Origin of the sequence: Chondrinema litorale, from assembly GCF_026250525.1 — a bacterium.
Taxonomy (GTDB): domain Bacteria; phylum Bacteroidota; class Bacteroidia; order Cytophagales; family Flammeovirgaceae; genus Chondrinema; species Chondrinema litorale.
Window position 1 is genome coordinate 29,510 of sequence record NZ_CP111067.1, and the last position, 26,932, is coordinate 56,441.

Sequence of the window (26,932 nt, forward strand, 5' to 3'; positions counted from 1 at the left end):
AAATAATTTTAACATGAAAATTAGCATATTTGGTCTAGGTTATGTAGGAGCAGTATCATGCGCTTGTTTTGCCAAAGAGGGACATCAAATTATTGGTGTTGATGTGAATGAACATAAAGTTGACCTTATAAATAAAGGAAAATCTCCAATAGTTGAGAAAGATCTTGATGAATTTATTGCTGAAGGAAATAAAAAAAGCCTTTTAAAGGCTACAACAGATGTTGATTATGCTATTAATAATTCCGAAATATCTATTATTTGTGTAGGTACTCCAAGTCAAATTAATGGCAATATAGATTTGAGTTATATATATAAAGTATGTGTCCAAATTGGAGAAGCTCTCAAAACTAAAAATGAGTATCATACTATTGTAATTAGGAGCACAGTGGTTCCAGGGACTGTAAAACAATGTATAGATATTATAGAAGATAACTCAGGAAAGAAACATATTGAAAGTTTTGGATTAGGTTCTAATCCTGAATTTTTGAGAGAAGGTACTGCTATTTATGATTTTTGGAATCCACCTTATACTATAATCGGGATAGAAAGCGAAAAGAGTAAAAATATGCTCAAGGAGCTATATAAAAGCATTAATGCTCCTCTTTATACACTCAAACCAGAGGAGTCTGAAATGATTAAATATGCTAATAATAATTTTCATGCAGTCAAAATTACATTTGCCAATGAAATTGGTAATATTTGTAAAGAATTGGGAGTAGATGGCCATGTGGTAATGGATATAGTCGCCAAAGATAAAAAACTAAATCTATCGAATTATTATATGAAACCAGGCTTTGCTTTTGGCGGATCATGTTTGCCAAAAGATGTTCGAGGATTAAACTATCGTGCTAAAATACTTGATGTAAAAACACCATTGCTAAATAGCCTTATCGATAGCAATGAAATACAAATACAAAGAGGTTTACAACTTATATATAATACAGGAAAACGAAAAATAGGTATTCTAGGCTTCGCATTTAAAGCTGGTACAGACGACTTAAGAGAAAGTCCTATGATTACACTAATAGAAACATTGATAGGAAAAGGATTTAATGTTTCTTTGTATGATGCAAATGTATTATTATCTAAGTTAATGGGGAAAAACAAAGATTTTATTATTGGAAGAATACCTCATATTTCAAGATTATTAAAAGCTGGAGCAGAACAAGTTGTAGAAGAGGCAGAAGTAATTGTATTGGGTAATAAGTCTGAGGAGTTTAAAGAAATATTACCCCACATACCTAAAGACAAAACAATTATAGATTTAGTAAGAATAGAAAAAAACAAACAAACAGGAGAGAACTATGTCGGTATTTGCTGGTAAACATATATTAATTGTAATAGAAAACCTACCTGCTCCTTTTGATAGGAGAGTCTGGCAAGAAGCTACTACATTAAAAGAAAATGGAGCACATGTATCTATTATATGCCCTAAGATGAAAGGCTATACTAAAAGTTACGAAGTGATTAATGGTATAGAGATTTACAGACATAAACTTCCTTTAGAAGCAAGGGGAGCTATAGGATATTTACTAGAATATAGTGCTGCTATCTTCTGGGAACTAGTACTAAGCTTGAAAATATTTTTCAAAAAGCGTTTTCATGTTATACATGGGTGTAACCCTCCTGATCTTATTTTTCTTACATCTTTAATTTTCAAACCATTTGGTGTTAAATACATTTTTGATCATCACGATATCAATCCAGAGCTATATATTGCAAAGTTCCAAAGGAAAGATTTCTTTTATCGTTTGATGTTACTTTTTGAAAAACTCACATTTTATTTCGCTAGTTTCTCTATCGCTACTAATGAATCATATAAAGAAATTGCAATTAAAAGAGGTGGTATGAAGCCGGAAAAAGTGCAAGTGGTTAGGAGTGGTCCCAGTTTAAGAAGATTAAAATTACAACCTCCTTCAATAGATGTAAAAAAAGGAAAAAAGTATTTAGTAGGTTATGTAGGGGTGATAGGTGAACAAGAAGGCTTAGATCTATTGATGCAATCAGCTAAAATTATAAAATCTCAAAGAGATGATGTACAATTTGCAATTGTTGGCGGTGGAACAGATCTCGAAAAGATTATAGAATACGCAAAAGAAATAGGAGTGAGCGACATGGTTGATTTCTACGGAAGGGTTAGTGATGAAAAATTACTTGAAGTGCTTAATTCCGCTGATGTATGTGTGAACCCAGACAAGCCTACAGAAATGAACAACCTATCCACCATGAATAAAATAATGGAATACATGGCACTAAAAAAACCTATTGTTCAATTTGACCTTAAAGAAGGCAGAGCATCTGCATTAGAAGCTTCTCTATATGCTAAAAATACTGAAGTAGCAGATTTTGCTGATAAGATTTGTGAGTTATTGGATGATGATGCAAAAAGACATAAAATGGGTGAGTATGGTTATCAACGAGTACTTAACGAATTATCTTGGGATTACGAATCTGTAAAGTTAGTTAACTTTTATAGTAAAGTATTAAAATTGCAAGATGTACATTCAGAAATACCCTCAAAGAGGTTAGAAGAAGTAAAATAACACTTATTTTAATATTTATTTTTGGGCTTTTCACATTCAAAAGCGCCAATATCGGGAGCATTTCCGGAGAAGTCTAGGTTTACGGCATCTCCTTGTTGCCAACTTCTACTTTCTGATAACTCTAAATATCCATTACTGTAATCGATACCTTTGATTTCTACGGCTAAGCCTGTGCCTATCCGAATCTTATCTCCTGTTTGTATCCCAAAACCATCACTAAAATAGCGGGCATCCTCTACCTGTACTCGATTGCCTGAACCACTTGAGCTCATCACTTGGGTTAAGGATACACCTTTGTCTATCAATTTGCTGTTACCATTCAAATAAAAGTCTTCCATTGTTTTTGGACTTGCTGCCATAAAACCCGGTTCAGATAACACATTGCCCGATACCTGTTTACCATAATTACGCTCTATGTCTGACACTGAGGCCTTGCCTATACCCTCTACATACAACCAGTCTACCTCACCACTTTGTGAATAAAAACAATTGCCCTTCACCTCTCCTTCATTAAAAGCTTCTTTACCTGAGCTAATCACATTCATAAATATATGACCACTATACTTGTTGTTTTTAGGGGATAAACCTGCCTGATAAGAAATATTATTCTTAAATACATTGGCCTTGCTATCTGTACCTGTGGAACTTAGTATGCGCCAACTCGGACCTCCATTATTACTAATGGTATTCTGATAGATATGCTGATACCTTGCATATTGGGTGGTGCTGTTGGCAGTACTACCTACAGCTTCTTGCGTGCCTTGAAATATTAAATTCTTTCGAACAATTTGATTCTCTCCCTGTGCCTTCATCATTTGAGGATACAGGTTATCAGATGCCTTAAAGGTATTTCTTACAATATTTTCTTCAAATACATTATAGCCTCCTATAGCCCCATTACAACCTTTACTCTCTACATTACTGAGTTCCAAACAGCGATTTCCTATGGGTTCTCCAGCGCTATTTGTTCCCCATGAATTATCAAAAGTATTGCCTTTTATAATGTTATATCTACCATATACAGCCAATAGGTTATGGCCGCCATGAGTCAGATAATTATTTTGTAATAAGTTGTGATTGGCACATTTTAGAGAAATAATATCTCCACGATCTTCTCCATTGCCATCATTCCAAGTACCACAATAATCCATTCGGTTATTGATCAATTGGTTGTAACTACTGCCTTCATCTAGACTTACACCAGACCAGCCTTTGGCATATTGAAAGTGGCAATCTTTAATTAGGCAGTAATGGCTATCATACATTTGTACCCACACCTCCACATTGGCATCTGTATATAACTTTTTGCCATCTACATTGATATTGATGATATGTATATAAGCTTTACCATCCAGCTGTATGGCGATTTTGATATTGGAAAGAGTGACATCTTGTCCATTATAAGCTTGATAGATAATAGGTTTTCCAGGTAGTCCAGAAACCTTAGGTGCAATTTGTTGTCCGGAGTAAGCACCTTGATGGATGAATACCCGGTCACCTGCCGCCACTATCGCATTAGCTTTTTCAATACTTTTCCAAGGTTTTTCTAAAGTACCAGTATTAGCATCATTACCCGTACTAACCGATACATGATAATCAGTAGCTAAGACTGAAGAGGAAAAAACAATCAATAAAAGGATAATAATGTGGCAATTCAAGTAAATCTGATTGACGTATTTGACTATCATTTCATGATATTAAAATAAATAATAGTCAGTAATCAATCTTGCTAAAGTTACCTATAGCAAGATTGATATAACTATTCTTATGTTAAGTTCAAGAATTTCTTAAGCTGTTTCTAAGTCAAACACATCTTTCTCCAGAAGCATTACATACTTTTTCAAATCAGCCATCGCTTCTTTGTCCTTATTATTAATTATTCGATTAATAGAAGAAAGAATATTGGCTTTAGTACGCTGCACACGCTGATCTCTATCTTTAATAAACTCAATACCTTGTTCATTAAAGATTTCACGTGCTCTTTCTTCTGGAGTAGGCTCATCAGGAAGACCTTCTTTCTTTTTATCATCCTTCTTTTTCTTGATTTTTTCGGCCTTAACTTTCAGATCTTTTACATTATGAACTTTTGTTCTTGGATCAGCCTCAGAGATTAATTGAACAAGTCCTCTGTTCACTCTTTTATCTCCAGAAAGTATATCTTGCTTAAGCTTAGGATTAGATACTCCTATCACTTCTAAACCTTTAGTAAATTGAGCATCACGCTTAATTGTATTCTTACTTACTTTAAAAGCATCTGCCAATTTTTCGGACGTCGGAGTACCACTTTGACCTTTAGAGAGTACATATTGATAGCCTCCTTTTTTCTTTTTTAGCCTTTCATATTTGTATCCTCTAAAATAACTTAACTGAAAAGGGTTAAGGTTTCTTCTACCTAACTGGTTGTCAATCATCCAGTCTTTCGCTTCTTCCATACTACTAAAATCTTTCATTTCAATAGTATATTCTACATCATTAGTTAGACATATTTTATAACGGTTATGTCCGTCAACTAAAATGTATTCACCATCTCTATTCCATACGGTTAGAGGATCACGACATCCTTCACTTTTGATATTTTCTTCTAACTGCTCATATTCTTCTTTAGTTAGAGGAGTAATAAAATCTTTTAGTTCAGGAAGTATTTTAACTTCAGGTTCTTTACTCATACTTTGCTTAAATTAATGGATAATAGATATATATTGAATATTTACAAAGTAAATACTCCAGATTATATATACATTTAATACCCTTTGTGATAAAAGGTGTAGTTTTTAAGTTTAGAATATTATAAGCTACATTCAAGATTGTCTTGCATAAAGAAATAATAATATATATTACATGCATCAACTACTTAACAAGAATAATGTTTTATCCAACGCTTTAACAAATGGTTTTTTTGGGATGTTTTACAATAGTTGTACAATTATAATCAATATAAAATAAATATACATTTTATTTTATTAAAAACTATAACTTACCAAAAGCTCATTTTTGTATTTCATTTACTACAGATAAAATGATGTTCAGCATTTTATATTTTTTATAAAAAAACTTAGATAAGATAATATCTTATAGTCAAATGAGATCTTAAACTTTTTCTAACTCATTTCTAAGAATGAATACAAAATTGTTAGATGAATTGTTTCTTTAGTAGAAAAAAATATAAGCTTAGTAAAAAGTATTTTGCTAGAAGGAATATGAATATTCACACAGTTTATTTTGCGAATTTCTTGAACTTATTAAGTACTTATACTTGTTAAAAAAAAGCCTCTATAATTTATAGAAGCTTTTAATATTATTCAGAGTTACTTTACCAATAATGCTAATATAGCAAAGCAGACCGTACGCTATGTACGGTCTTTTTTGTTAACTAATTTAAACAAATATTTTCTTTATCTATAAAAAGAGAATTTTTACAAAATTCCATTTCTGAAGGTAGTTTATCATGAATTTCTGCCATTTTTGGATGAACGGCTTCTTCAAAAACTTGTGTTTCATAAATTTGTTCTTCCTCTATATTTGGTTTATAACAACCTAAGGAAATTTCAAATTTATCCTGAGAAAGATTATAACCTGAAGTTATAATAGTATCATAAAAAGATCTTGCACTTTCTAAAGTTGGGAAAGAACATTCTAGTATTGGTTGTGCTTCAGAAAGAATATTTACAAAGAAGTACATTAACAGATTATTTTAGCCCTTTTACAATTTTGAAGTTATAACGAATAAATATCCTTTTATCATTCCATATTTACATGCTTTAACATTGTTAGAATAATTTAAGCGAATTTACTTAACGAATATTGAGGATATAACGCTATGCAAATACGTTATTTTATTTACATAATTATATAAAAATCCCTGTTACATACTATTTATGGTAACAGGGATTTCGATTTTAAGCTACTTCTTTAAATTGTAATGTATCCTTCTCTACAGCTTCTAACAAATAATAGACATCTTGCAAATTGCAGATATCTGATTCCACTACAGCATCTGATGTAGAAATCATCACAATAGCATCCAAAATGGTTTTCTTGTAGTCCGATAGTTGTTCTAAATTGAATCTCATGGTAATAAGGATTAATGGTTGAAGAAACTGAATTTTAGTATGAATTACGTAATTTTTTTTCATATAAAACACTGACACCATAAGACTATTTGTCAGTACAATAAAAAACTATACTTACTCAAAAGGAAATATTGTAAAATGCATATATTGCGCAATATGTTCAAATAGCGGACTAAATCAATTTTGTGGATTTTCTTATAGCCATTACTTTTACCACAAATAAAAATGAAATATAATATCAGTCGTTCACTACTCAATAACCATTTTTTTAACTACCATGCAGATAGAAGAAACATATTTAAAAGGGTGCTTTACTATAAAACCTCAAGTTTTTAAAGATAAAAGAGGTTTTTTTCTGGAAAGTTTTAATCAAAAAAAATTCACCGAGGCTACTGGTATATCCCCCAACTTTGTCCAAGATAACCAGTCTTCTTCTGTTTATGGAGTACTAAGAGGCTTACATTACCAACTTGCACCTTATTCACAAGCAAAACTAGTATCTGTAGTACAGGGCGAAGTATTAGATGTTTGTGTAGATATAAGAAAAGGCTCTCCTACTTTTGGCAAATCTTTTAGTTTAATTCTGAATGAAGAAAACAAATATCAATTATTTGTTCCAAAAGGATTTGCGCATGGTTTTGTGGTAACTAGTAAAACAGCCATCTTCCAATATAAATGTGATGAGTTTTATAACCCTGAAATGGAGAGAGGTATTATTTACAACGATCCGGAAATAGGTATTGATTGGGGTTTACCTGATGATGAACTCATCATTTCTGATAAGGATCAAAAACTATTGCCACTCTCTAAAGCAGAAAATAATTTCACTTTTGAAAATTAAACCAATGAAAACAATTCTGGTAACAGGAAGTAATGGACAATTAGGAAACGAATTAAGGTTACTTGCTGAAAATTTTTCAGATTGCCATTTTATTTTTGCCGATGTAGAAGATCTGGATATAACAAATAAAGATAGTATCAATATTTTCTTTGAAGAAAATAATATCCACTATTGTATTAATTGTGCAGCATATACAGCTGTAGATAAAGCTGAATCTGATAAAGAAAAAGCTTTTCAAATTAATACATTAGGACCTGAGCTTCTTTCTAAAGCATGTAAAAGCTCAGATGCTGTATTTATACATATCTCTACTGATTTTGTGTTTGAAGGCACTAATAATATCCCCTATACAGAAAATACGAATCCTAAACCTGTGAGTGTTTATGGAGAAAGTAAAAGAGAAGGAGAAGTTAAAGCATTAGAGTATAATCCTGCAACAGTCGTAATAAGAACTTCGTGGTTATACTCTGTACATGGCAATAACTTTGTTAAAACCATGATTAGGTTGGGCAAAGAAAGAGATTCTTTGGGGATTGTATTTGATCAAACAGGTTGTCCAACTTATGCAGGAGATTTGGCAGCAGCTATTCTAAAAATAATAGAAAATTTGGATGAAAATAAAGATAATAAATCTCTTTTTGGATTATATCACTTTAGTAATAAAGGCGTTTGCAGTTGGTTTGATTTCGCCTATACGATCTTTAAGTTGAATAATATCAATATTCAAGTAAAACCCATTACTACAGAAGAATACCCATTACCAGCTAAAAGACCTGCTTATAGTGTAATGAACACTAAAAAAATACAGGATACTTTTGGGATTGAAATTCCTTACTGGACAGACAGTTTAGAAACTTGTATTAAACTTTTGAATCAAAATGCTTAAATCAATATTAGTAACCGGTGGTGCCGGATTTATCGGATCTAACTTTGTACCTTATTTTCTTGAGAAATATAAGGATTACAAAATTATTAATATGGATAAACTCACCTACGCAGGTGACTTAAAAAATCTAGAAGAAGTAGCTGACAGTGATAGATATGAACTTATCGAAGGAGATATTTGCAACAGAGGATTTGTAGCTGCAATTTTTGAGAAATACGATATTAGAGGAGTTATCCATTTTGCAGCTGAATCTCATGTAGATAATTCGATCTCTGGACCAGAAGCTTTTGTGGTAACCAATGTAAATGGCACTTTTACTTTATTAGATGTTGCTAGAAAATACTGGATGGAATCACCATTTCAATATAAAGAAGCATATAAAGATTGTCGATTCCACCATATCTCTACAGATGAGGTTTATGGAACACTAGGAAAAGAAGGTCTTTTTACAGAAACAACACCTTATGCTCCTAATAGTCCTTATAGTGCTTCTAAAGCTTCGAGTGATATGATTGTAAGAAGTTATTACCATACTTATGGAATGGATGTAGTAACCACTAATTGCTCTAACAATTATGGACCTAAGCAACACGATGAGAAATTGATTCCTACCATTATTAGAAAGGCTATTTCTAAGGAATCTATTCCGATTTATGGAGATGGTTTAAATATTAGAGATTGGCTGTATGTATTAGACCATTGCAAAGGAATTGATCTAGTTTACCACACTGGTAAAACTGGAGAAACTTATAATATTGGTGGAAGAAACGAAAAGAATAATCTCTATATAGTAAATGCCATTTGTGAGTTACTCGATGAAAAAAAGCCATTAGCAAACGGTTCTTATAAGCAATTTATCACCTTTGTAAAAGATCGCCCTGGCCATGATAGAAGATATGCCATTGATGCAACCAAGCTAGAAACAAAACTTGGATGGAAAGCAGATGAAAACTTCGAGAGCGGCATTGTGAAGACTGTTGAATGGTACTTAACAAAGTATGCATGAAAAGCCCATTTTAGGGCTTTTCTTTTATATTTTTTCTTACTTTATTGCTATTTTTTTCACCATTATCTTTTTACCAATCCTCACTTTGGTGATAAAAATACCACTACTCATATTAGATAAATTTACTTGGTAATCGTACTGATTACTACTATCAAATCTATCTGTATAAACCTTTTTGCCCATAGTATCATAAATATCTACGCGTATTTCAGCTTGCTCAGGATTATAAAAATCAAATTTTACAATACTTGATGAAGGGTTTGGATAAACTACAAATCCGATTGGTTTAAAGCTAATTTCAAAAGTTGTAGCCTCACTTCCAAAAGTAATTGAGTTACCTGCTAAAGTTATAATACTTTTGTCAGAAAAATTGATTGATGTAGTTTCAGGCTGTTGCATTAATCTTGCTTTAACTGTATATAATTCCATATTACCAGAAATACTATCAGCTAAGGCACCTGCAGCAAATTTTACTTCGCCCTTATCATTATCAATTTCTTCAATAAGAGTCTCTGTAAAACTTCCGGCATCCTCTATAGATAATACCTGCAAAACCTCTGGATCGTAAGATAGAATAGCCTCAACACCATCTATAAATTGACTACCAGTTTGAAGCTCTATTGTGGCCTCAATTTCATCATTCAAACTAATAATAGTTGGTATGCCTTTCAGTAATAGTTCAACACTTTCAGTCTGAACAAATGGAATAAAACTAGTATCTAAATCAACTAAAGCTAATTTTTCAAATGAACTATCTGTAACAACATATCCAGCAGTGTTATAATTAGAAGAAAGTAAAGAGAAATCTTTTATATCAATTGTATTATCAGCATTAAAATCTACACTGTCTGAGAAACCTTCTTCTATAGAAGTATAACCAAAAGCATTTTTCAAAATACTATAGTCTTCGTCATTCACTTCATTATTATTATTAGCATCACCTTCTGTAAGTGTTCCAAAATGCAATAAATTATCTCCTCTTGTTAAATTCGCCACCATTGCATTTTTTAAGGTATGTGATTGTTTGACAGATAATAGATAGTTACCTCTTGCCAAATCTTCAATAAAGAAGGTTCCAGAATCACTAGATACAGTTGAATAAGATACTAATTGCTTCAATTCACCTTGTTCGTAAACATCAACTTGAAGTGGTACAGCCCAAGAATTGTTTGGAGGACTTTGCCTGCCTTGTAAGTTTACTTTACCCAAAATATTTGCAAGACTGGTTTGTACATCTGCATAAATGTAATCATGAACTAAGGTAGTTACACCATCAGATAAAGTGACTGTGATTAAATATTTACCCCTATCTCCTACCTGTGTAGCCCAGTTTAAAACTGCTTTTTGAGTCCCATTTTTCTGAATATATTCATCAAGCAAAATTGTATCGCCAGTTACCGTATTAACTGCAGACATATATATATCTGGGTTATCTTCATCAGTATATGAAATATTAGCCAATAAATTTTCACCTTCAATTATAGAAACAGTATCATCTATTAAAGTTATTACAGGTGGCATATTTATCGCCCGATTATCATACACCATTACTTCTATTCCTTTTATTGCAGGGTTCTCCAACTCTTTGTGCAAAAAGGAAATATCAAGAATACTATCTTCTGAAACTGTAGTAATTGCTTGCAGCATAAATGCCCCTTTGGCACCAGCAATAGCATACTGATCTATATTACTGAAAGCTAATGGCACCTCTCCGTCTAAAGCAATATCAAAAACACGTTTGCCTGCTGTGTCAATTTCATTAAATAATTCTGCAAAATAAAGTCTTACTAATACTTCTGTTCCAGGATATACAGGAAACTCCCAATTCATATCAGGTTCTGAATTAGCATCCCATCTCTCTGACTCAAAAATTGATTCTGGAATACTTAAACCTAAAAGTGAAGCATGACTATAAGAAATATCTCCTGAGTAGGCATTTGAGTTACTACTTAATAAAATATTTTCACCTCCTTGACTAATTCTAAATACTGATGGATCATCTTTATTATCCATCATCCAATCAACTTTGCTGTTATCAATTGCGGCTATATCATCACCGCCAACATTTATGCGATAAAGAATTTGTCCTGCTTCTGGTTTAACTACTTCTACATTGATGTCAAAACTCATTTCCACAGGATCACCATTACCATCACTTGCGGTAATAATAATAGTATAATTCCCTGAATCAGTAAAGGTAGGTAGTAGTGAAAAATGAACTTGATAAGTACCATCTCCATTATCAGTAATTAGATAATTAATAAATGAAATACTTTCTGAAGCAGCTGTAACACTAATATTTAGTGGGTCGAAATCTTCATCTTTTACATTAACATCAAAATCGTAACTTGCAGCAGCAGTAACATTTAAATCATCTTGCTGATCAATTGAAGGCACAAAGTTGGTAAAAGGATTATTTACTTTCCATGTAAAACTAATTTCATCACTACCTCCTGCACCATCGTTTGCAGAAACTACAATGGTATACATCCCATTTGTAACAGCAGAAGCTGCTCCACTAGCTATCGTTCCTGTGATTGATCCATTATTGGTATCCAAAGTAATTCCACTAGGTAAACCTGTTGCTTGATAACTGTAAGTGCCGCTACCACCGTTAGCTGTGATTTGAACTGAAATAACATCACCTTCATCATTTACCTGATTAGCAACAGATGATAATTCCACTGGTTTGGTACTAACATTCCAAGTAAAAGTTATCTCTTCTTGTACTCCTTCTGAATCTTCGACTGTAACAATTACTGTATATGAACCATTTGAACCATCTGGGAGTGTTCCTGTGATTTCTCCGGAATTCTCATCTATACTGATACCTAAAGGTAAATTTTCAGCAGAATAAGTAAGATCACCCGTTCCTCCATTAGCAACTACACTTAAACTAATAGCATCTCCTTCGGTATTATTTTGAGAAGCTAATTGCTCTATTTCTATCGGATTAGCAGTAATAATTTCACCTCCTGAAAGTGCCACTTCTATTGATTGTCCATCGAGTGTGGTTACTGTTAATGTAGCAGATTTAATATCTGTATCACTCGGATTAAAATTGACAATAATACTCAAACTAGCCCCTGATGATAAAAGATATACCTCATCTAACTCACTTTGATTAGTAATTGAAAAATCACTTTGATCTACGCCACCAAGTTCAATAGAAGTAATAAACAAACCTTGACTACCTCCTGAGTTATTAATTGTTATAGTTGCATTTCCTGTGTTTCCTTCAAAATCATAAGCACCAAGGCCAGTTAATGTTCCTTTTGTAATAGCTGTTCCTTGAGGATTATTAGTGCCATAGACTTCCATGTTTTGCATTCTTCCTCCACCATTCTTTGGAGAGCCTCCTGTGATATAAATACCGCCTCCTGTAACTATCGCTTGGGTGCCATGACGGCCTTGATTCAACACATCTAACTCTTCCCATTCTCCACTTGCTACATCTAATGACTCGGTTAAATCATAGGCTATTCCACTATTCCCACTACCTTCGCCGCCTATTACTAATAAATGATCTTGGTAGTTTACACTACTCGCTCCTCCTCGTGGGGTTGGCAAGTCTGAAGGTAAAGAACTACCACTTAACCATGTGCCAGTACTTAAATCGTAAACATCTACTTCTGGTATTGTTGGTAACACCGAATTTACCTCTCCTGAGCGACGACCTCCGGCCAAATAAATCTTATCCCCTATCAATACCGAATGAAAATGATCACGCGATTGAGGGGCATCTGGCAATACTGTCCATGTATTGCTCGATGGATCATATTCATCTAACCATGGTACCCAACCATCTGTATGACCATTCTGAATACCTCCTACTATATAAAATTTATTGTTATAAACTACTACTCCGGCTGAGCCTCTACGGCGTGATGCTGGGATTTCTGGCCCCTGATACCATGCATCACTTACTGGATTATAAAGATAGATATAGGATGAGGGTGTCTCTATGGGATAGTCATTATCTTCAAAACTACAAATTGCCCAAATCAACCCTTCGTAACTAACAGCTTGAAAATGATTCAGTTCTACAGGGGAAGATGATCCTGTTGTCCAAGTATTGGTGCTATAATCATAGATCTCTACCAAATCTGACTCTCTTCCTCCCATAAGATAAAACTTATCGCCTGCTTGTACAAAAGAATTCTCATGACGAGCTATATGCTCATTCGTATTACTAATACTTGTCCATACTGCATCGAACTTTGTAGTAATTGTCCATACAAACTCAATTTGTACAGGAGTATTAATTCCTCCATCTCCTACAGTTATTTCGACATTATATACTCCATCTCCACTATCACCTCCTTCAGCAGCATTTGAAGCAATAGTTCCAAATATATGTCCATTGGTGGGTTCTATATCCAAACCAAGAGGTAAACCTTCTGCTTCATAAAGCAAATTAGCATCTCCACCAGAAGCAACTACAGTAAGATCTGGTTCTTCTCCTTCTTTATTAAATTGATCAGTAATACTTTCTACTAAAATAGGTGTTACACTTTTTTTTATTTGAAAATAATCCCAAGTAGCGGCAAAAGAAGGATTACCTCCATAAGAGGTACTTATCGTGCCTACGGCTAATGCTGAGGCTACTCCATTTATCGTATAAGTCCCTTTTACAACTTTAAGTATATCTCCAGTAAGTGTAATTTCTTCTCCAACGTTCAAGTAATTAACCTTGTCTACAGAATATTGGGGTTGTACTGTACCTGATACGGGGTCTACTAAAAAAGCTAACTCTAACTCTGTTAAGCTTAATAAACCACTGACATTATACGTCGGGTTGCTAACAATACTTCCGCCTGATTCATATAATACCGTTAAACCTCCTACTCCGCCATTCGACGATAATACCAACTTTATATAATTATCCTGATCGCCGGTACCTATGTAAATCCCCTCCGATTGGGAATCCGATGGTACTTGGTTATCAAAAAACGGCGCATTCAACTTCGCCTTTACTAAATAACTCCCCGTTAACTCTCCTACATTTATCCCAAACTGAAAGCCATTATCCTGGCTATTCTCTAAGGCATCTCCTTCGGTAGTTGGCAAGGTAAACAATCCTGCTGTCCCCCCAAATATTGCCTCATCTGAATCATACTGTTCGTTATAATCCGTAGAGCCATTACTCATCAATCCGGTAAATCCTATATCTCCAAAGCCATAGCCCAAGGCATTAAACAAATCATTACTATAAGGTACACTGGTACTAAATCCATTACTCTCATCCCACTGAAAGGAATCATTTACATCCAGTATCCCATCTTCATCATCATCTGAATCATGTAAATTCGACAATAGAAACCCATTCACCAATACTTTATCATAATCATCTGGTTGACTTGAGCCGGAACATGGGTCTGTTCCATTATCCATCTCATCGGCATCACTGTATCCATCATTATCACTATCTACATTCGTAGAATAAACAGGCTCACACAAACTCACAGCTCCTTCATAATCTGTTGGCTCAAAAATTACAATATTATCTGCGCCATAAGTAACTGCCCAAACTGTACCCGGAAATATATCATTATCGCCTTGGGCTACTACATCTAAAGGAAGAGAGCCAAATCCTGTGGCAAAGGTCTTGTTACAACTACTTGGCGTTTCCGGACAGTTTTCTACCACCTTCCCATCTGAGCTTAATATTGCTCGAAAAATCGGGCCGGTACTGTTATAACCTGCCAGCAACAAATCTCCTTTCATTGCATTATCGAAATTACTCGCTGTGTATTCACACAAGCCATTGGTTGAGGGTCCATAGTTTACCAAAGCTCCATCGGTTTCTCCTGAGTTTCTAAAATCTCCTTCTGCCGGATTGGCCATACTCAACGGAACTGCAGGCCAATCTAATGGCAAGGACTGACTCGAAAAATTAGGGTCACTTTCTAATAAAATTTCATTCCGCCAATAGGCATCGGTGCCATCATCTGGATTTAAGGTATGAGATCCTTTTGTATAAAGACCTGACCCTGCGGGATTTCCGCGGATCGGTGTTGGATGTCCTGCATAATAAATCTGATTATTAAATGGATCGTCTGATACATAATTTAATTCCCCTGATACCAATGGCCTAATATAATGCAAACCATTCTTGTTATTCACTGATGGATCGCCTCCTGGACCTATACCTGTCGAACCTGGCTCGCCTGATACATAATTGTTTGTTACTAATGCGGTTTTTGTCTCCCCCGGATAATCTGCCTCTCCCTCCGGATGACCTCCCCAGCCGCCATTCGCTCCATTATCTACTGCATACATCCGACTCTCTCGTCCTGGACTACTGGTGATTACTAAATCATATACATTTCGCCAGCCTGGTGAATGTATCTGTACGGGGCTACTCGGGTCTATCTTTGCTTGATTTAATCCATCATTCCCGCCAAATGGATCATTGTTATCTGTATAACCATCTGTAGTACTTTCATTGGTTCGGGTCGGATCATCTAAAGTAGGTAGATCATAAACCCAATTATATGTGTAGCCATATTCTGTGCTACTCTGAACGGGCATATTATCTATCACCGATAAATCTATACTCAAAATCGCTGCTGAATAGGCATACTCGGTATGAAAAGCAAAGTTATTTGATGGACTGCCTGCATTGGTATTGCCTCCTACTGCCAGATATAAAATATTGGGATATAAGGGGTCGATTGCTATTCCATTCACTGAATGATTCTCCTCTGAGCGGGGTAAACCGCGTACCAAATCTACTTTTTCCCAACTATTACCATTACGGGTTAAGCGATGTAAAATCCCTGAATTGGTATCTAAATTTAAATCATTACCACCGCCACCTGCTCCGATACGCCAATCACTTGAACTCACATACAAAACAGGGTTTGTAGAAGTTCCTGTTAAATAAAGCCCGGTTACCTGTCTGTTTTTTGTGTTGTTATATACCCCATCATCATCATGGTTTGGCGTTTCATTGCGAACAATATCTATTGTCTCTACACCAGTTACTGAGTAGTTATTGGCACTTACTCGCTCAATGCTATAGGCATAAATCAACCCGTCTTGTTGGGCTACATATAAGCGACCATCAGGGCCAAACTGCAAAGACGTTGGATTTTCACTTAGCTCCCCAACTAATCCACTTGAATTAAAACTAATCGTTTGACTATATAAGCAAACGCTCGTCAGAATGAGGGAAAGTGTTATTAATACTCGAAGATAGTAGTTAAGGTAATTATGGAAACCCATGTAGTTATATAGCTTCAGTTTAAACTAAGTAAATTTAGAAATATAACTGACCGTAAATCACCCATTTCTGTTAATAAACCATAATATTTGGATATGTTATTTCTAATTAAGTACTAAAAACACACTTTAACCTCTCTTAGCCTTATCCCAAACCGCAGATTGTCTTCCTCTAATAAACTTAAAAAAGCCCTGAAAAACAGCGAGGTTCATAAAGAAAAAATAATAGGGAAGGTAAAATGGCTTAAACTTTATATTTCGCTTTGTTAAATACCAACCTAATAGAGCGGCCACATAAAAAGCCAATTGTAGCATAAAAAACACTTTATAAAAGTAAGGATGCACATTTAGCAGCAATACATTTGCTATAAAGATAAGTGGTAAACTAAGAGGTGTGAGTGTCCACCTTAAAACCCGGTGAGATATATATTCAAATGATAATACAGGATACTTAAAGATGTTTAAAAGAGATTTTAACATAATGATAGACTGAATGCCACCCGCACAAATTCTCACTTTCCTTTTATGCTCATCTTCCATAGAAAAAGATGGATTCTCCATGGCCACAGCTTCAGGCTCATATACTATTCTATATCCTTTTTTATTAATTCTTAACGAGATAATAAAATCATCCAATATCACATTTTCTTCAACAAACTCATATAGTTCTGTTCTTATAGAAAAAAGCTCACCCGCAGAACCAACAACTGTATATAGCTCAGAATCGAGCTTTTTTAGGAATGACTCGTACTTCCAATAAAGCCCCTCTCCTTCTCCTACATTATCATCTTCAGAATCTAACTTTACCACTTTTTTCTCTCCTGAAGCTCCGCCTACTTTTGGGTCTTTGTAATGCTTAACCAGATTCTTTACAGCGTCTTCATTTAGAATCGTATTGGCATCATTAAAAATCACTACCGGATTAGTTACTTCTTTCATGGCTCTGTTAAGCGCAGCTGTTTTACCTCTTCTTGCATCTTCATGCATTACTTTTACTTCGCTAAACTGCCTGCATATTTCGGGGGTGCGATCACTTGAACCATCTGTAATAATAAGAATCTCTAATTTGTCTGCCGGATAGTCTTGTGCTAGTGTATTCTTTATTTTTTGTTCTATAAAATCTTCTTCGTTATAGGCTGCTATTAAAAAGGTGACAGGTAGGTAAAAAGGCTCTTCATCTACAGTTTTTTTACTAATTATTTTCTTTATGCTAACGATGGCCGCTAATAAAATCCCATAACCTGCATAGTTGTAAAATATAATAAAAAAAGCCACCCAAAATAGCCATAAAAAAACTACCATATCATTATAAATCGAAGATGATACATATATGCAATCTCAAACTATAAAGTTCGAAATTCACATTAAAAACAAGTTTATTTCTTATAAAACCTAAAATACAGTCTAAAAAAAGCATAAACTTTAATATGCTCAAAGCAAATACTAGATTATCTTAAATAAAGATATTATACCTAATTAATTGTAAGTATCGGAAAGATTTTAAAGTACGAAATGAAGGAATATTTTCAAACAGTTACTCTAAATCGAATAAAGTTTTATCTAAAAAAGGAAGTAAAATTATCTAGACTTACAAAGAAGATGTAAGGAAATAAAAGCGCAACTTAATGCAAAATTTGGAATAGAAAATCTAAATAATAAGAAGGGTGCTTACAGATCAAACATTTCAATTTTATAAACTAAACCACTCTGCACTGAAAGTACAGAGGTTTAATTATGGGGACTGAAAGTCCCTACTCTAACATTATATTAGAGTCAACATAGATTTTCAATATATTTATTTCTGGATGATATGAATGATTTAAAGTATCATAGCTTAAGTTCTTTTTATTTATTTGCTTCATCTATCTAACTTTATAGATTTTTTCGCAATACTAAAGTACTGTACTTAAAGTACAGGGTTTTAAACCCATTTCTGAGACCAATAAATTCAGTAAAAAATTCCATTTAGTAACTACTTAATTCTTTTGTTTTCCTGCAAAGAAAAGGGCTATATAAGGTAGGTAAGAGAGCCTTTTTTTAAACAATGTATAAAATAGCTGGCTCTCTCGCTTGCCATCTTTTATTATTTTTCCTTTCAAATCATAAAAGCTCTTTTGATATTCTAATACAAATGACTTTAAAATATATTTTGATCTTTCTACTTTGAGCAACAATGAATTACTAAGTATCTTTAACCCTCCTTCCCAAAACAAATATATACTGTAATAGATCGCTATAGATAGGAGGATATATACAAGCATTAGAACCACTAACCATATTGCTAAATTTCCCATCGATTTTTCACATTTAAGTTCAAAATAAGTTAGTATATACTTTTTACTATTGATCTATTCTAAAAATCACTTATTCCTTTCAAAAGGGAGTATGTTATTTCTGATTGATACTTTTAGGGTCACACCTAATTTTAATAAGCAATAGGCTTCCTAAAATAAAACTAGAAAACACTGCTTCTGTAAAAAACAAACCACCACGTATTAGTGAAGAAAAAATCCACAGCACTATAATGCATATAGTACTAACTATCATAATAGCATTTCTTGAACTACTTTTTACCTTAGACTTAGGTTTAATAGAAATCTCTTTGTGAATGACTTGTGACTCTTCTACTATATCTATTTCTTGGTTTATGTAGTTCATAAAATTGATTTTTTGGGTGATCAGTAACTAAATATAATAGGATAATTAATACACTTTTATTTATATTATATATGATATACATAAACAATATTTATGGATTATACTTTGCACCAACTGAAAGTATTCCTCAAAGTAGTTGAGGTTCAAAGTGTTACAAAAGCTTCTGAAGAACTTTTTTTAACTCAACCAGCTGTTTCTATACAATTAAAAAAATTTCAAGATCAGTTCTCTGTACCGCTTACAGAGGTAATAGGCAGAAAATTATACATTACAGATTTTGGGAAAGAAATAGCTAAAGCAGCTGAAAAAATATTGGCTGAGATAGAGCTAATTAATTACAAAACAATGACCTACCAAAACCAATTAGCAGGTCGGTTACGTATCTCCGTAGCATCTACTGGCAAGTATGTAATGCCTTATTTTTTAGCTGGATTTATGCGTGAACATAGAGGAGTAGATCTTATTATGGATGTAACTAACAAAACCTTGGTTGTAAAAAGCTTAGAACAAAACCTTGTAGATTTTTCTTTGGTATCTATTATTCCAGAACAGTTAGATATTAACAACTTGCAGCTTTTGCAAAACAAACTTTATCTTATAGGCAGCACTGACTTAAAACACAGAAAAGACAAGTCAAAAATAAAAATATTTGAGGAGTATCCTCTAATTTACAGAGAGCCAGGCTCAGCAACACGTAATGCTATGGAGGAATTTATAAAAGGAAAAAACCTTCCTACTTATAAGAAAATTGAATTGACTTCTAACGAAGCCGTAAAACAAGCTGTAATTGCAGGTTTAGGCTATTCCATTATGCCCTTAATTGGAATTAAAAATGAATTAAAAAATGGAGAGATTGAAATAATACCCTTTCAAGGTTTGCCTATTGTGACACATTGGAACTTGGTTTGGTTAAAACCAAAAAATTTATCACCAGTAGCCCAAGCGTTTATTAAATATATAAAACAAGAAAAAGTGAATATTACGCTAAAACAGTTTGACTGGTATGAGAAATACTAGAATCGCAGATTGCACACTCATATTCAGTGTTTTGCGAATGCCAATAAAAAGTATTTTTTAGTCTGATTCTAGCTGCCTATACATCTTCATAAATTAAATCAATTGTATCTCAACTTAAACTTGAGAATGTAATACAAAAAAAAAGCCCGGACAAAAGTCCGAGCATTTATTAAATGTCTTTTTTGTTGTTATTTAAAGCTAATGAATATGATAATACCATACCAAAACATCTGCTGATAAATTATTTATTTTTTTAACCTTACTAGCATTTTTAGGCCATTTTGAAGGAAATTTCCAAGTAGTATTAGGTAAATAGGACGCATTCTGATTTCCCTTAAAAAAAATTGCAGAGTTCTTAAATAGAAGTTACCTCCACTTACTAATCCTTATAAAAAACGTTGCGCTTTTTATTTCTTCGCATTCGGTCTTCTGGCTTTCTTTTCTTCTATATCGCGAATGTATTTAGGGCGAGATTGTATTTTTCCTTCATAAGCCTCTAAATACTTTTCTAATGCCTCATTAATAATGGTTGACTGATTCACCTCAATATCACCTTGGGTGTATTTACGGGTAAAAACCAAGTCTTTTACCTTTTCGAGTATCTCCGGATCTACAAAGAAAGTATGGCGCTTTGGTTCATTAGAGGCCTTTGCCCTTTTCTTGCTACTCGCCTTCTCCCCTACTGGCTTTGCAGCTTTTTTGGTAGTTTTGGTTTCCGATTCTTCTGTGGTTTTGCTAATCGGTTTTCCTTTGCCCAAAGGAATATCGTCATCATCAAGAATTCTCTTTTTGGGCCTTTTAAAAGGCAATAGATTTTTTTCTTCACTCATATCACATGCGTTTTAAAATTTCATTAACCAAGTCTCTGTAGTCTTTTAAGCCTTTAAATGGCTCTTTTTTCTTTACCAAACTACTTTGTTTTTTATAAGCATCGTGCTCTTCTAACTCTCGACCACTGTGTGTAGCTTCTTGTATAGTAATATTTTCGTGGATGTAGGTATTAAGAAAAATATCGGGATGATTTTGATTGAAGTACTCCACCAAATCTTCGTGACTGCGGGTTTTTACTCTGTAACGGGTTAAGAAAATACCCAAGACCTCTAAACTTGGATTGGCTTTCTTCTTAAATTTTACAATCTGCTCTAAGATGTTTTCTACTCCGTTGATGCTAAAACTGTGTGCTTCTGATGGCACCAAAACATAATCGCTGGCAAGCAATGCATTTTGGGTAATTATCTCCAAATTGGGCGGACAATCTAACAACATAAAATCGCACATATCGCGTGCTGCATCTATCAGTTGTTTTACAATTTTTCTAGGGTTTTCGTACTGGTATTCATCGTCTTTTTTGAGGTTATCCATAAAGTCTATAGAAGTGAGTTCGGGTGAGCCACCAACCAATACCAAGTTCTCATTAATTGGTGTTGCTTTTAACTTTCTGTGTGTAAAAAGACAGTCGTGGATGTTGCGGTCTTCCGGATCGATACCCAGTGAAATGGTAAGGTCACTTTGTGGATCTAAATCTATTAAAATTACAGTGTAACCCAAACGGGAAAGTACACTACCCATAGCAGCACAAGATGTTGTTTTTGCTACGCCTCCTTTTTCGTTGGCAATGCTGATTACTTTAGCTGACATTAATTTATATATGATTGTTTGTTAAAGTATATATAAGCAATTGTAACCAAAAGAAAACTAAAACAAAAATATTTAAATATATACTTTCTTATTTTTAATTATGATTAGTGTAGTAAGTATATGTTTACATATAAAAACATAAGATTAATTATGATTAGATAACAAAACATTTATGAAATTGGAAATAAACAGTAGATGAATAAAGCTTTTTAAGAATAATTTGATTGATTAATAAGGAGTAGGTCATTTTATGATCGAAATATCTTTATAAGCTTTAAAAAGCGACTATCTAAAGCTTTAATATTTATGTTCCTTTTAGGAAAGACAAAATAATTACCTGCGAGTAAAATATTAGCTATAATAAAAACTCAGTAATAAAAATATTAACAAGGAAAAACTTAGAGGATTCATTAATAAAATATTGATAATCAGTATCTTAATCATAAATAAAAAACACCTCCCAAGAAATATTCTTAGAAGGTGTAAAATACAACATACATACAGGGACTTAATACATTGTTAGCAGGCAACCAAACTTAAAACCTTGGTGAGGCTTTTGGTGCTTGCCCAATCATTCATCTTGGCATTCAGTACTTCAGGGCTTTGTTTGTTTGTTCGGCTTACTATTTCTAAATAAATTTCTAATAGCTTTTTAAGGCCTTTTATCGGCTCTGCAGGCAAATGCAGCAATATATTTTCTATTAGATCTTGTAACTGCTCATTGTGGTAAACAGAAATGTTGAGCATATTTTCTGTGAGTAAGTCTGTAAATCGCTTCAACGGCACAAACTCAATACTAAAATGTTTACCAATGTACTCACCTAGTTTTTCATTGTTTATCTGTTGAGTTCTGGTGCTTTGTATCCATAATTCGCCAGCCAATGCACGAACTGTTTTATCAGAAGAAAGCATACAAGCAGCCACAAACAAATGCGCCATATTGCCCAACGGTAGGGGATGAGTCGTTAACTGCTCAAGCAAACTCAGGCTAATTTTCTTATGGTCTTCACCGAAAAAGTTAGCATCCCTAAAATTTAAATCTGTGAATTTAGCAATCAAGTTTTCAGGATTATTTGGGTAAAGGCTGTACAAACGCGCTACGTCGTTTTTCATGGCTAATGCCCAATCTACCTGAATATGCACAGCTTCGTATAGCATGCATTTTTGCTCATTCGATGTCATTAACTGAGTTAAAACCCTTTTAAAAAACGGAACCACTTTTTGCTGTTTAGACTTATCTATGTCTATTCTCAAGACTCTCCTATAATCCTTATAGTCAACATAACCATTCTTTTTGTAATCCCATCTTTGTGTTTGAAATAGCTCACTAAGTACCTTCCAATTGTATTGCCCAGTAAACTTTACCCTCTCAGTTTGGCTATAGGCAAAGTCTTTAAACTCATCATACACCACCTCTGGATTTTTAGTAAGTGCTGCCGTAAACCAATGGGCTTGATTGCGGAAAGGCCCCACTGGTTTGGCATCTTTCTCAAACAAAAAGTAAAGTAACTCTCTGGTTTCACCAATTAATTCTGTCATTACCCTTGGTAACAAATGGGCAGTATCTTTTAAGCAAGTTCTACTCATGGCTATTTGCATATCCATATGAGGCACTTCTTTGCCAGCCTTTTGCCATTGCAATACTCTTTCGAGCAATGTTTCAGGATCAATCCAACAAGATTGATGGGTAGGAGTAGACAACAATGGCAGTTTTACTTGTGCTTTTATCAGTGCCAGTGTCTCCAACATTTTTAGCTGAAAAGGCTCATAAATTCTACTTTTGCAGAAAGGTGTCCAGCGAATGAGTGGATATATTCTAAATTTATTTCTTGAATACTGCACGCTATGTTCCGTTTCACTGGCTACATATTTCTTATACAATTTTTTCAGTTTTTTGCCTCCATCCGGAAAGCGTCTCATGAGCACGCAAGCATATTCGATAAAGAAAATAGCAAGCATATGATCGAGCGAGCCCATATTAGCACGCCAATCTTCGGTAACCATTTTAAAAGCTCTTTGTAAAGCAGGCTCAAAACGATCTATGTTTTCTCCATCCAATTCACCATTCAATCTCACCAAAGCATCTTGAAAAATATCTATATGTGCCGGATCATTATTATCAAATGCTTGGCTCGCTAAAAACATTAAATCATCGATATTCTCAGGAATAGTGATTTGATTTTCTGGTGAGAGCACTTCATTTACTTCTTCTATCACCAACATAGTATCTTCCTCAAAATCAGCATTTTGCTCTAAAACTTCTTGTGGAATAAATGAAGCAAGCTGCTCTCTAGCTTCAAACAAAATCGACTCAGAAAATGTACTGATACTCGCTAGCAATTGTTCGTCTTCCACATTCCCATACTTGGCAATTAGCTTGGCAGTTCTTTTTTGAATAGCTGCATCAGCATGCAAAAATGCTTGTGAAGCAGTTTGGCAAATTTCAGAAGTCTTATCTTGATGTTTTCTAGCTGCTTTATCAAGAATCATTAAAGTACTATTTACTACGCCTTTTACTTCGCTGGTAATCAGTACATTGCTGTATTCAAGAAAATCTGCCAGTTGAAAAGTTTTGTGTACACAAAGTTTTTTGAAATGATTTAACATCACATTCACTGGTTTAGAATGCGCAGAATTGAAAACCGCCATCATATCGTTTTGGAGTTCCAGTTCTTCTTCTTCTGTTGGTTCCAAATGAACAAACAGGTCTATAAACCATTGGGTGAGTAATTTATTAAAATTCATGGTGGTAGCAGATAAACAATGGGTTAATAATTTTTTGCGATCGATTTTGTCCTCTGCTGCCAGTTTTTTAAAGATGTCTTTCCAATCTACAAATTGATCGTAACAATTTGAGAGAGTTACAGAAGTCTGCATCCAATTGATCCGAGAATCATAAGAAAAAAGAAGCCAGATGTGTTCATCAAGAGTTTCTGGATATAAAAGAAGATTCTTTTCATTCAGAAAATCAACATATTTATTCTTTTTTACATTTAAGTTAAAAATAAATTTAGGTAAATGCTTTACGATAAGTTGTGGAGATGGATTAAAAACTTTTCTTTTATAAAGCTCCATCATCCATTTGTAATCCATGTTAAAAACTGCCCAAAAATCTCTTTCAGCAGTTTCATTCATAAAATCTCCAAACCAATCTGGAATGTAGAAGTTAAATACTCTTTCTATTAATGATTGATCTAACCAATGACTACCTTTTCTTTTAAACTCACTGGCAGTATAGCAAACAAACTTTGTTGCTTCTATAATCTGCTCTTTCGTTTTACGGTTATTCACTCCCCAAACACTCCAACTATCTGAAGTTAGCTTATGACGTTTTTCTATATGTTCAATTTCTTTAGCTAAGTTTCTGCGCTGTTTATTATCCAATTTTTCAAGAAATGGAAAAACTTCTGATAGCTTATTTCTTGTAAGAATATTTTCGAGTTGTTGTATATCTGTTGTCATAACTTAGGAGATTTTCTTTTTTACAGCCAAAATATGTTTACATATGCCACGCTCGCCCTGATGGCGTGCATACCAAGTACAAGTGCAGCGAGATTTGTTGCCTTCAAGCAATACAGTGTGATGGATGCCGCTTCCCTCAACCAGAGCTTCTACTCTTTCTGCTGTATGGCTTACAATACTCACTTTGTCATCAGCCAAGAGTTTTTCGGCTTCTTTCATTCGGGGATTCAGACTGGTAATTCTGCTGAGGTTAAAAGGCAAACGGCGATAAAAGAAACTGTTTTCGTCTAAATCGAAACCCAGTAAACCCATTGCCGAAAGTCTGGTAGCCAGATTATTCATGTCTTTAAAGCCAATGTTTTCTTCAATAGCCATCATAGTCGGGTTAAACTCCTGATTGGCAAAACTGAAATTATCGAAGCGAGAAATAAGCGCTTCGGGCACATCTTCAATTAAAGAAGCCAAGGCAGCACCTTCACCAGAAAAACCTCTCCAAGCATCTCTTGAAAGAGAAAAGGTAAAACGCACATCGCCAAAGTATAACTGCCATGTAGTAGACTGCATGGTTTTATGAGCAAACACGCGTAATTCATCTGCCAGTGGCACCAATTGTTCCAACAAACGCAATCGATGAACACCGCCAATACACACACCATTTTCCATTTTTGCTGGAGACAATACTGGACGATTGCCACGCATTCCCAAATAATAATCTGTCTTGGGTTTCCCCTTAGGAATGCTTCTTATAAACTGCACCGCTTGTATACGATTCATTCTAAAAACCTCTTCTGTATCTGCCAAATACAACTGTACAGTAGTTAAACCTTTAATCCATTTAGTAGGCAATGGCACTTTTTTCTCCACTACTTTTTCTCCATTTTTATGCAAGGCAACTTCTTTTTGCCCCACAGAAAGCAACACATCTTCTTTCTTTCTCACACTACTTAAAGCGCTAATCATCCCTTGGTTAAAATCTACATTGGTTGTGCCATTTTCTAGAAATTCTCCATCATGTCCACCCGGCAATACATCTACTCTTGCATACACACCTGCACAATGCGAAAAACCTTCGAAACGAATTTTCTCATTGCCAGCCGTTACAATCGGGTCTTTCAACATCGCGATCTGAAAAGGAGAGAGGTTAAAACTCGACTTTACAGTATTTGAAAGCGTAATTAAACATCTAGCTGTAATGTAAGGATCGTTGAGTCTTCCCCAGAAAAAACAAGGAGCGTCCTTTTTCTCTACTTCGCTGTATTTAGCAAGTAGGAGCTCATCGGTATTACCTTGTTTTTTTAATCCGGAAGCAATAGAGTAGTGGTATGAAATGGTGTCTGACATGGGAGAAAATGTTTTTGTTTTTTATTTATGACTAAGATATTTCCCCAGGTCGTAAGCTTTTTACGGACTAAAAATTTCAGTTGATTTTTTTTAATAAATGAATATTTAAGCCTTAGATGACTTTCGTAATTTAATTTTATTGAAAAAACCTATTATCTAATTAGCTTTGACGTTTATCAATTTAAATTTTCAACAACGACAAAATTCGGGTATGCCACAAAGTGTAATTATCAGACTTTTTTA

At 34.1% G+C, this 26,932-nt stretch carries 18 protein-coding genes; 6 read left to right on the plus strand and 12 right to left on the minus strand.

Translation table 11 applies throughout. The features are described from left to right. The first annotated feature begins 13 nt into the window (after positions 1-13). Together OQ292_RS40220 and OQ292_RS40225 are read left to right on the plus strand one after the other, a co-directional pair. On the plus strand, positions 14-1,324 hold the full coding sequence (locus OQ292_RS40220) for a UDP-glucose dehydrogenase family protein (RefSeq protein WP_284689889.1): 1,311 nt from the start codon (positions 14-16) through the stop codon (positions 1,322-1,324). Next, positions 1,305-2,543, plus strand: coding sequence for a glycosyltransferase family 4 protein (locus tag OQ292_RS40225; RefSeq protein ID WP_284689890.1), 1,239 nt, complete (start codon positions 1,305-1,307; stop codon positions 2,541-2,543). Before OQ292_RS40220 ends, OQ292_RS40225 begins: the two co-directional genes overlap by 20 nt. Before the next feature lie 8 nt (positions 2,544-2,551). Here the strand turns inward: OQ292_RS40225 and OQ292_RS40230 are convergent, their stop codons facing one another. The 4 genes from OQ292_RS40230 to OQ292_RS40245 all read right to left on the minus strand — a co-directional run bounded on the left by OQ292_RS40230 (position 2,552) and on the right by OQ292_RS40245 (position 6,613). Further along, positions 2,552-4,231: a right-handed parallel beta-helix repeat-containing protein gene (locus tag OQ292_RS40230; protein ID WP_284689891.1), complete on the minus strand. Its 1,680-nt coding sequence runs from the start codon at positions 4,229-4,231 to the stop codon at positions 2,552-2,554. A gap of 99 nt (positions 4,232-4,330) precedes the next feature. Then, positions 4,331-5,209 (minus strand): ParB N-terminal domain-containing protein, encoded by an 879-nt coding sequence (locus OQ292_RS40235; protein WP_284689892.1) that lies wholly within the window; start codon positions 5,207-5,209, stop codon positions 4,331-4,333. 704 nt (positions 5,210-5,913) lie between these two features. Beyond that, positions 5,914-6,222 (minus strand): hypothetical protein, encoded by a 309-nt coding sequence (locus OQ292_RS40240; protein ID WP_284689893.1) that lies wholly within the window; start codon positions 6,220-6,222, stop codon positions 5,914-5,916. Positions 6,223-6,439: 217 nt separating this feature from the next. Beyond that, on the minus strand, positions 6,440-6,613 hold the full coding sequence (locus tag OQ292_RS40245; protein ID WP_284689894.1) for a hypothetical protein: 174 nt from the start codon (positions 6,611-6,613) through the stop codon (positions 6,440-6,442). 277 nt (positions 6,614-6,890) lie between these two features. On the opposite strand from OQ292_RS40245, the gene rfbC reads away from it, so the two are divergent. Genes rfbC through rfbB form a run of 3 tightly spaced genes read left to right on the plus strand, consistent with a single transcriptional unit; the run spans position 6,891 to position 9,346 of the window. Beyond that, positions 6,891-7,454 carry a dTDP-4-dehydrorhamnose 3,5-epimerase gene (gene rfbC / locus OQ292_RS40250; RefSeq protein ID WP_284689895.1) on the plus strand — a complete coding sequence of 188 codons (564 nt, stop codon included), beginning with the start codon at positions 6,891-6,893 and terminating at the stop codon, positions 7,452-7,454. 4 nt (positions 7,455-7,458) lie between these two features. Further along, positions 7,459-8,340: a dTDP-4-dehydrorhamnose reductase gene (gene rfbD, locus OQ292_RS40255; RefSeq protein ID WP_284689896.1), complete on the plus strand. Its 882-nt coding sequence runs from the start codon at positions 7,459-7,461 to the stop codon at positions 8,338-8,340. Next, positions 8,333-9,346, plus strand: coding sequence for a dTDP-glucose 4,6-dehydratase (rfbB, locus tag OQ292_RS40260; protein ID WP_284689850.1), 1,014 nt, complete (start codon positions 8,333-8,335; stop codon positions 9,344-9,346). The genes rfbD and rfbB overlap by 8 nt, the downstream gene beginning before the upstream one ends. 36 nt (positions 9,347-9,382) lie before the next feature. Here the strand turns inward: rfbB and OQ292_RS40265 are convergent, their stop codons facing one another. From OQ292_RS40265 to OQ292_RS40280, 4 genes are all read right to left on the minus strand, one after another. Further along, positions 9,383-16,576, minus strand: coding sequence for a putative Ig domain-containing protein (locus tag OQ292_RS40265; protein WP_284689851.1), 7,194 nt, complete (start codon positions 16,574-16,576; stop codon positions 9,383-9,385). A 126-nt stretch (positions 16,577-16,702) separates the two neighbouring features. Next, the gene (locus tag OQ292_RS40270; protein WP_284689852.1) at positions 16,703-17,875 is read right to left on the minus strand and encodes a glycosyltransferase family 2 protein; all 1,173 of its coding nucleotides are present in this window, start codon (positions 17,873-17,875) and stop codon (positions 16,703-16,705) included. Positions 17,876-18,549: 674 nt separating this feature from the next. Then, on the minus strand, positions 18,550-18,867 hold the full coding sequence (locus OQ292_RS40275) for a hypothetical protein (protein ID WP_284689853.1): 318 nt from the start codon (positions 18,865-18,867) through the stop codon (positions 18,550-18,552). Between the two features lie 94 nt (positions 18,868-18,961). Next, positions 18,962-19,231: a hypothetical protein gene (locus OQ292_RS40280; protein WP_284689854.1), complete on the minus strand. Its 270-nt coding sequence runs from the start codon at positions 19,229-19,231 to the stop codon at positions 18,962-18,964. A gap of 93 nt (positions 19,232-19,324) precedes the next feature. Between OQ292_RS40280 and OQ292_RS40285 the strand changes: the two genes are divergently transcribed. Beyond that, positions 19,325-20,248 (plus strand): LysR family transcriptional regulator, encoded by a 924-nt coding sequence (locus OQ292_RS40285; protein WP_284689855.1) that lies wholly within the window; start codon positions 19,325-19,327, stop codon positions 20,246-20,248. A gap of 407 nt (positions 20,249-20,655) precedes the next feature. Here OQ292_RS40285 and OQ292_RS40290 read toward each other — a convergent pair whose 3' ends face one another. The 4 genes from OQ292_RS40290 to OQ292_RS40305 all read right to left on the minus strand — a co-directional run bounded on the left by OQ292_RS40290 (position 20,656) and on the right by OQ292_RS40305 (position 26,689). Next, positions 20,656-21,078: a hypothetical protein gene (locus OQ292_RS40290; RefSeq protein ID WP_284689856.1), complete on the minus strand. Its 423-nt coding sequence runs from the start codon at positions 21,076-21,078 to the stop codon at positions 20,656-20,658. 1 nt (position 21,079) lies between these two features. Next, positions 21,080-21,886, minus strand: coding sequence for a ParA family protein (locus tag OQ292_RS40295; RefSeq protein WP_284689857.1), 807 nt, complete (start codon positions 21,884-21,886; stop codon positions 21,080-21,082). A 519-nt stretch (positions 21,887-22,405) separates the two neighbouring features. After that, positions 22,406-25,348: a DUF6493 family protein gene (locus tag OQ292_RS40300; RefSeq protein ID WP_284689858.1), complete on the minus strand. Its 2,943-nt coding sequence runs from the start codon at positions 25,346-25,348 to the stop codon at positions 22,406-22,408. Between the two features lie 3 nt (positions 25,349-25,351). Further along, on the minus strand, positions 25,352-26,689 hold the full coding sequence (locus OQ292_RS40305; RefSeq protein WP_284689859.1) for an SWIM zinc finger family protein: 1,338 nt from the start codon (positions 26,687-26,689) through the stop codon (positions 25,352-25,354). Positions 26,690-26,932: the final 243 nt, after the last annotated feature.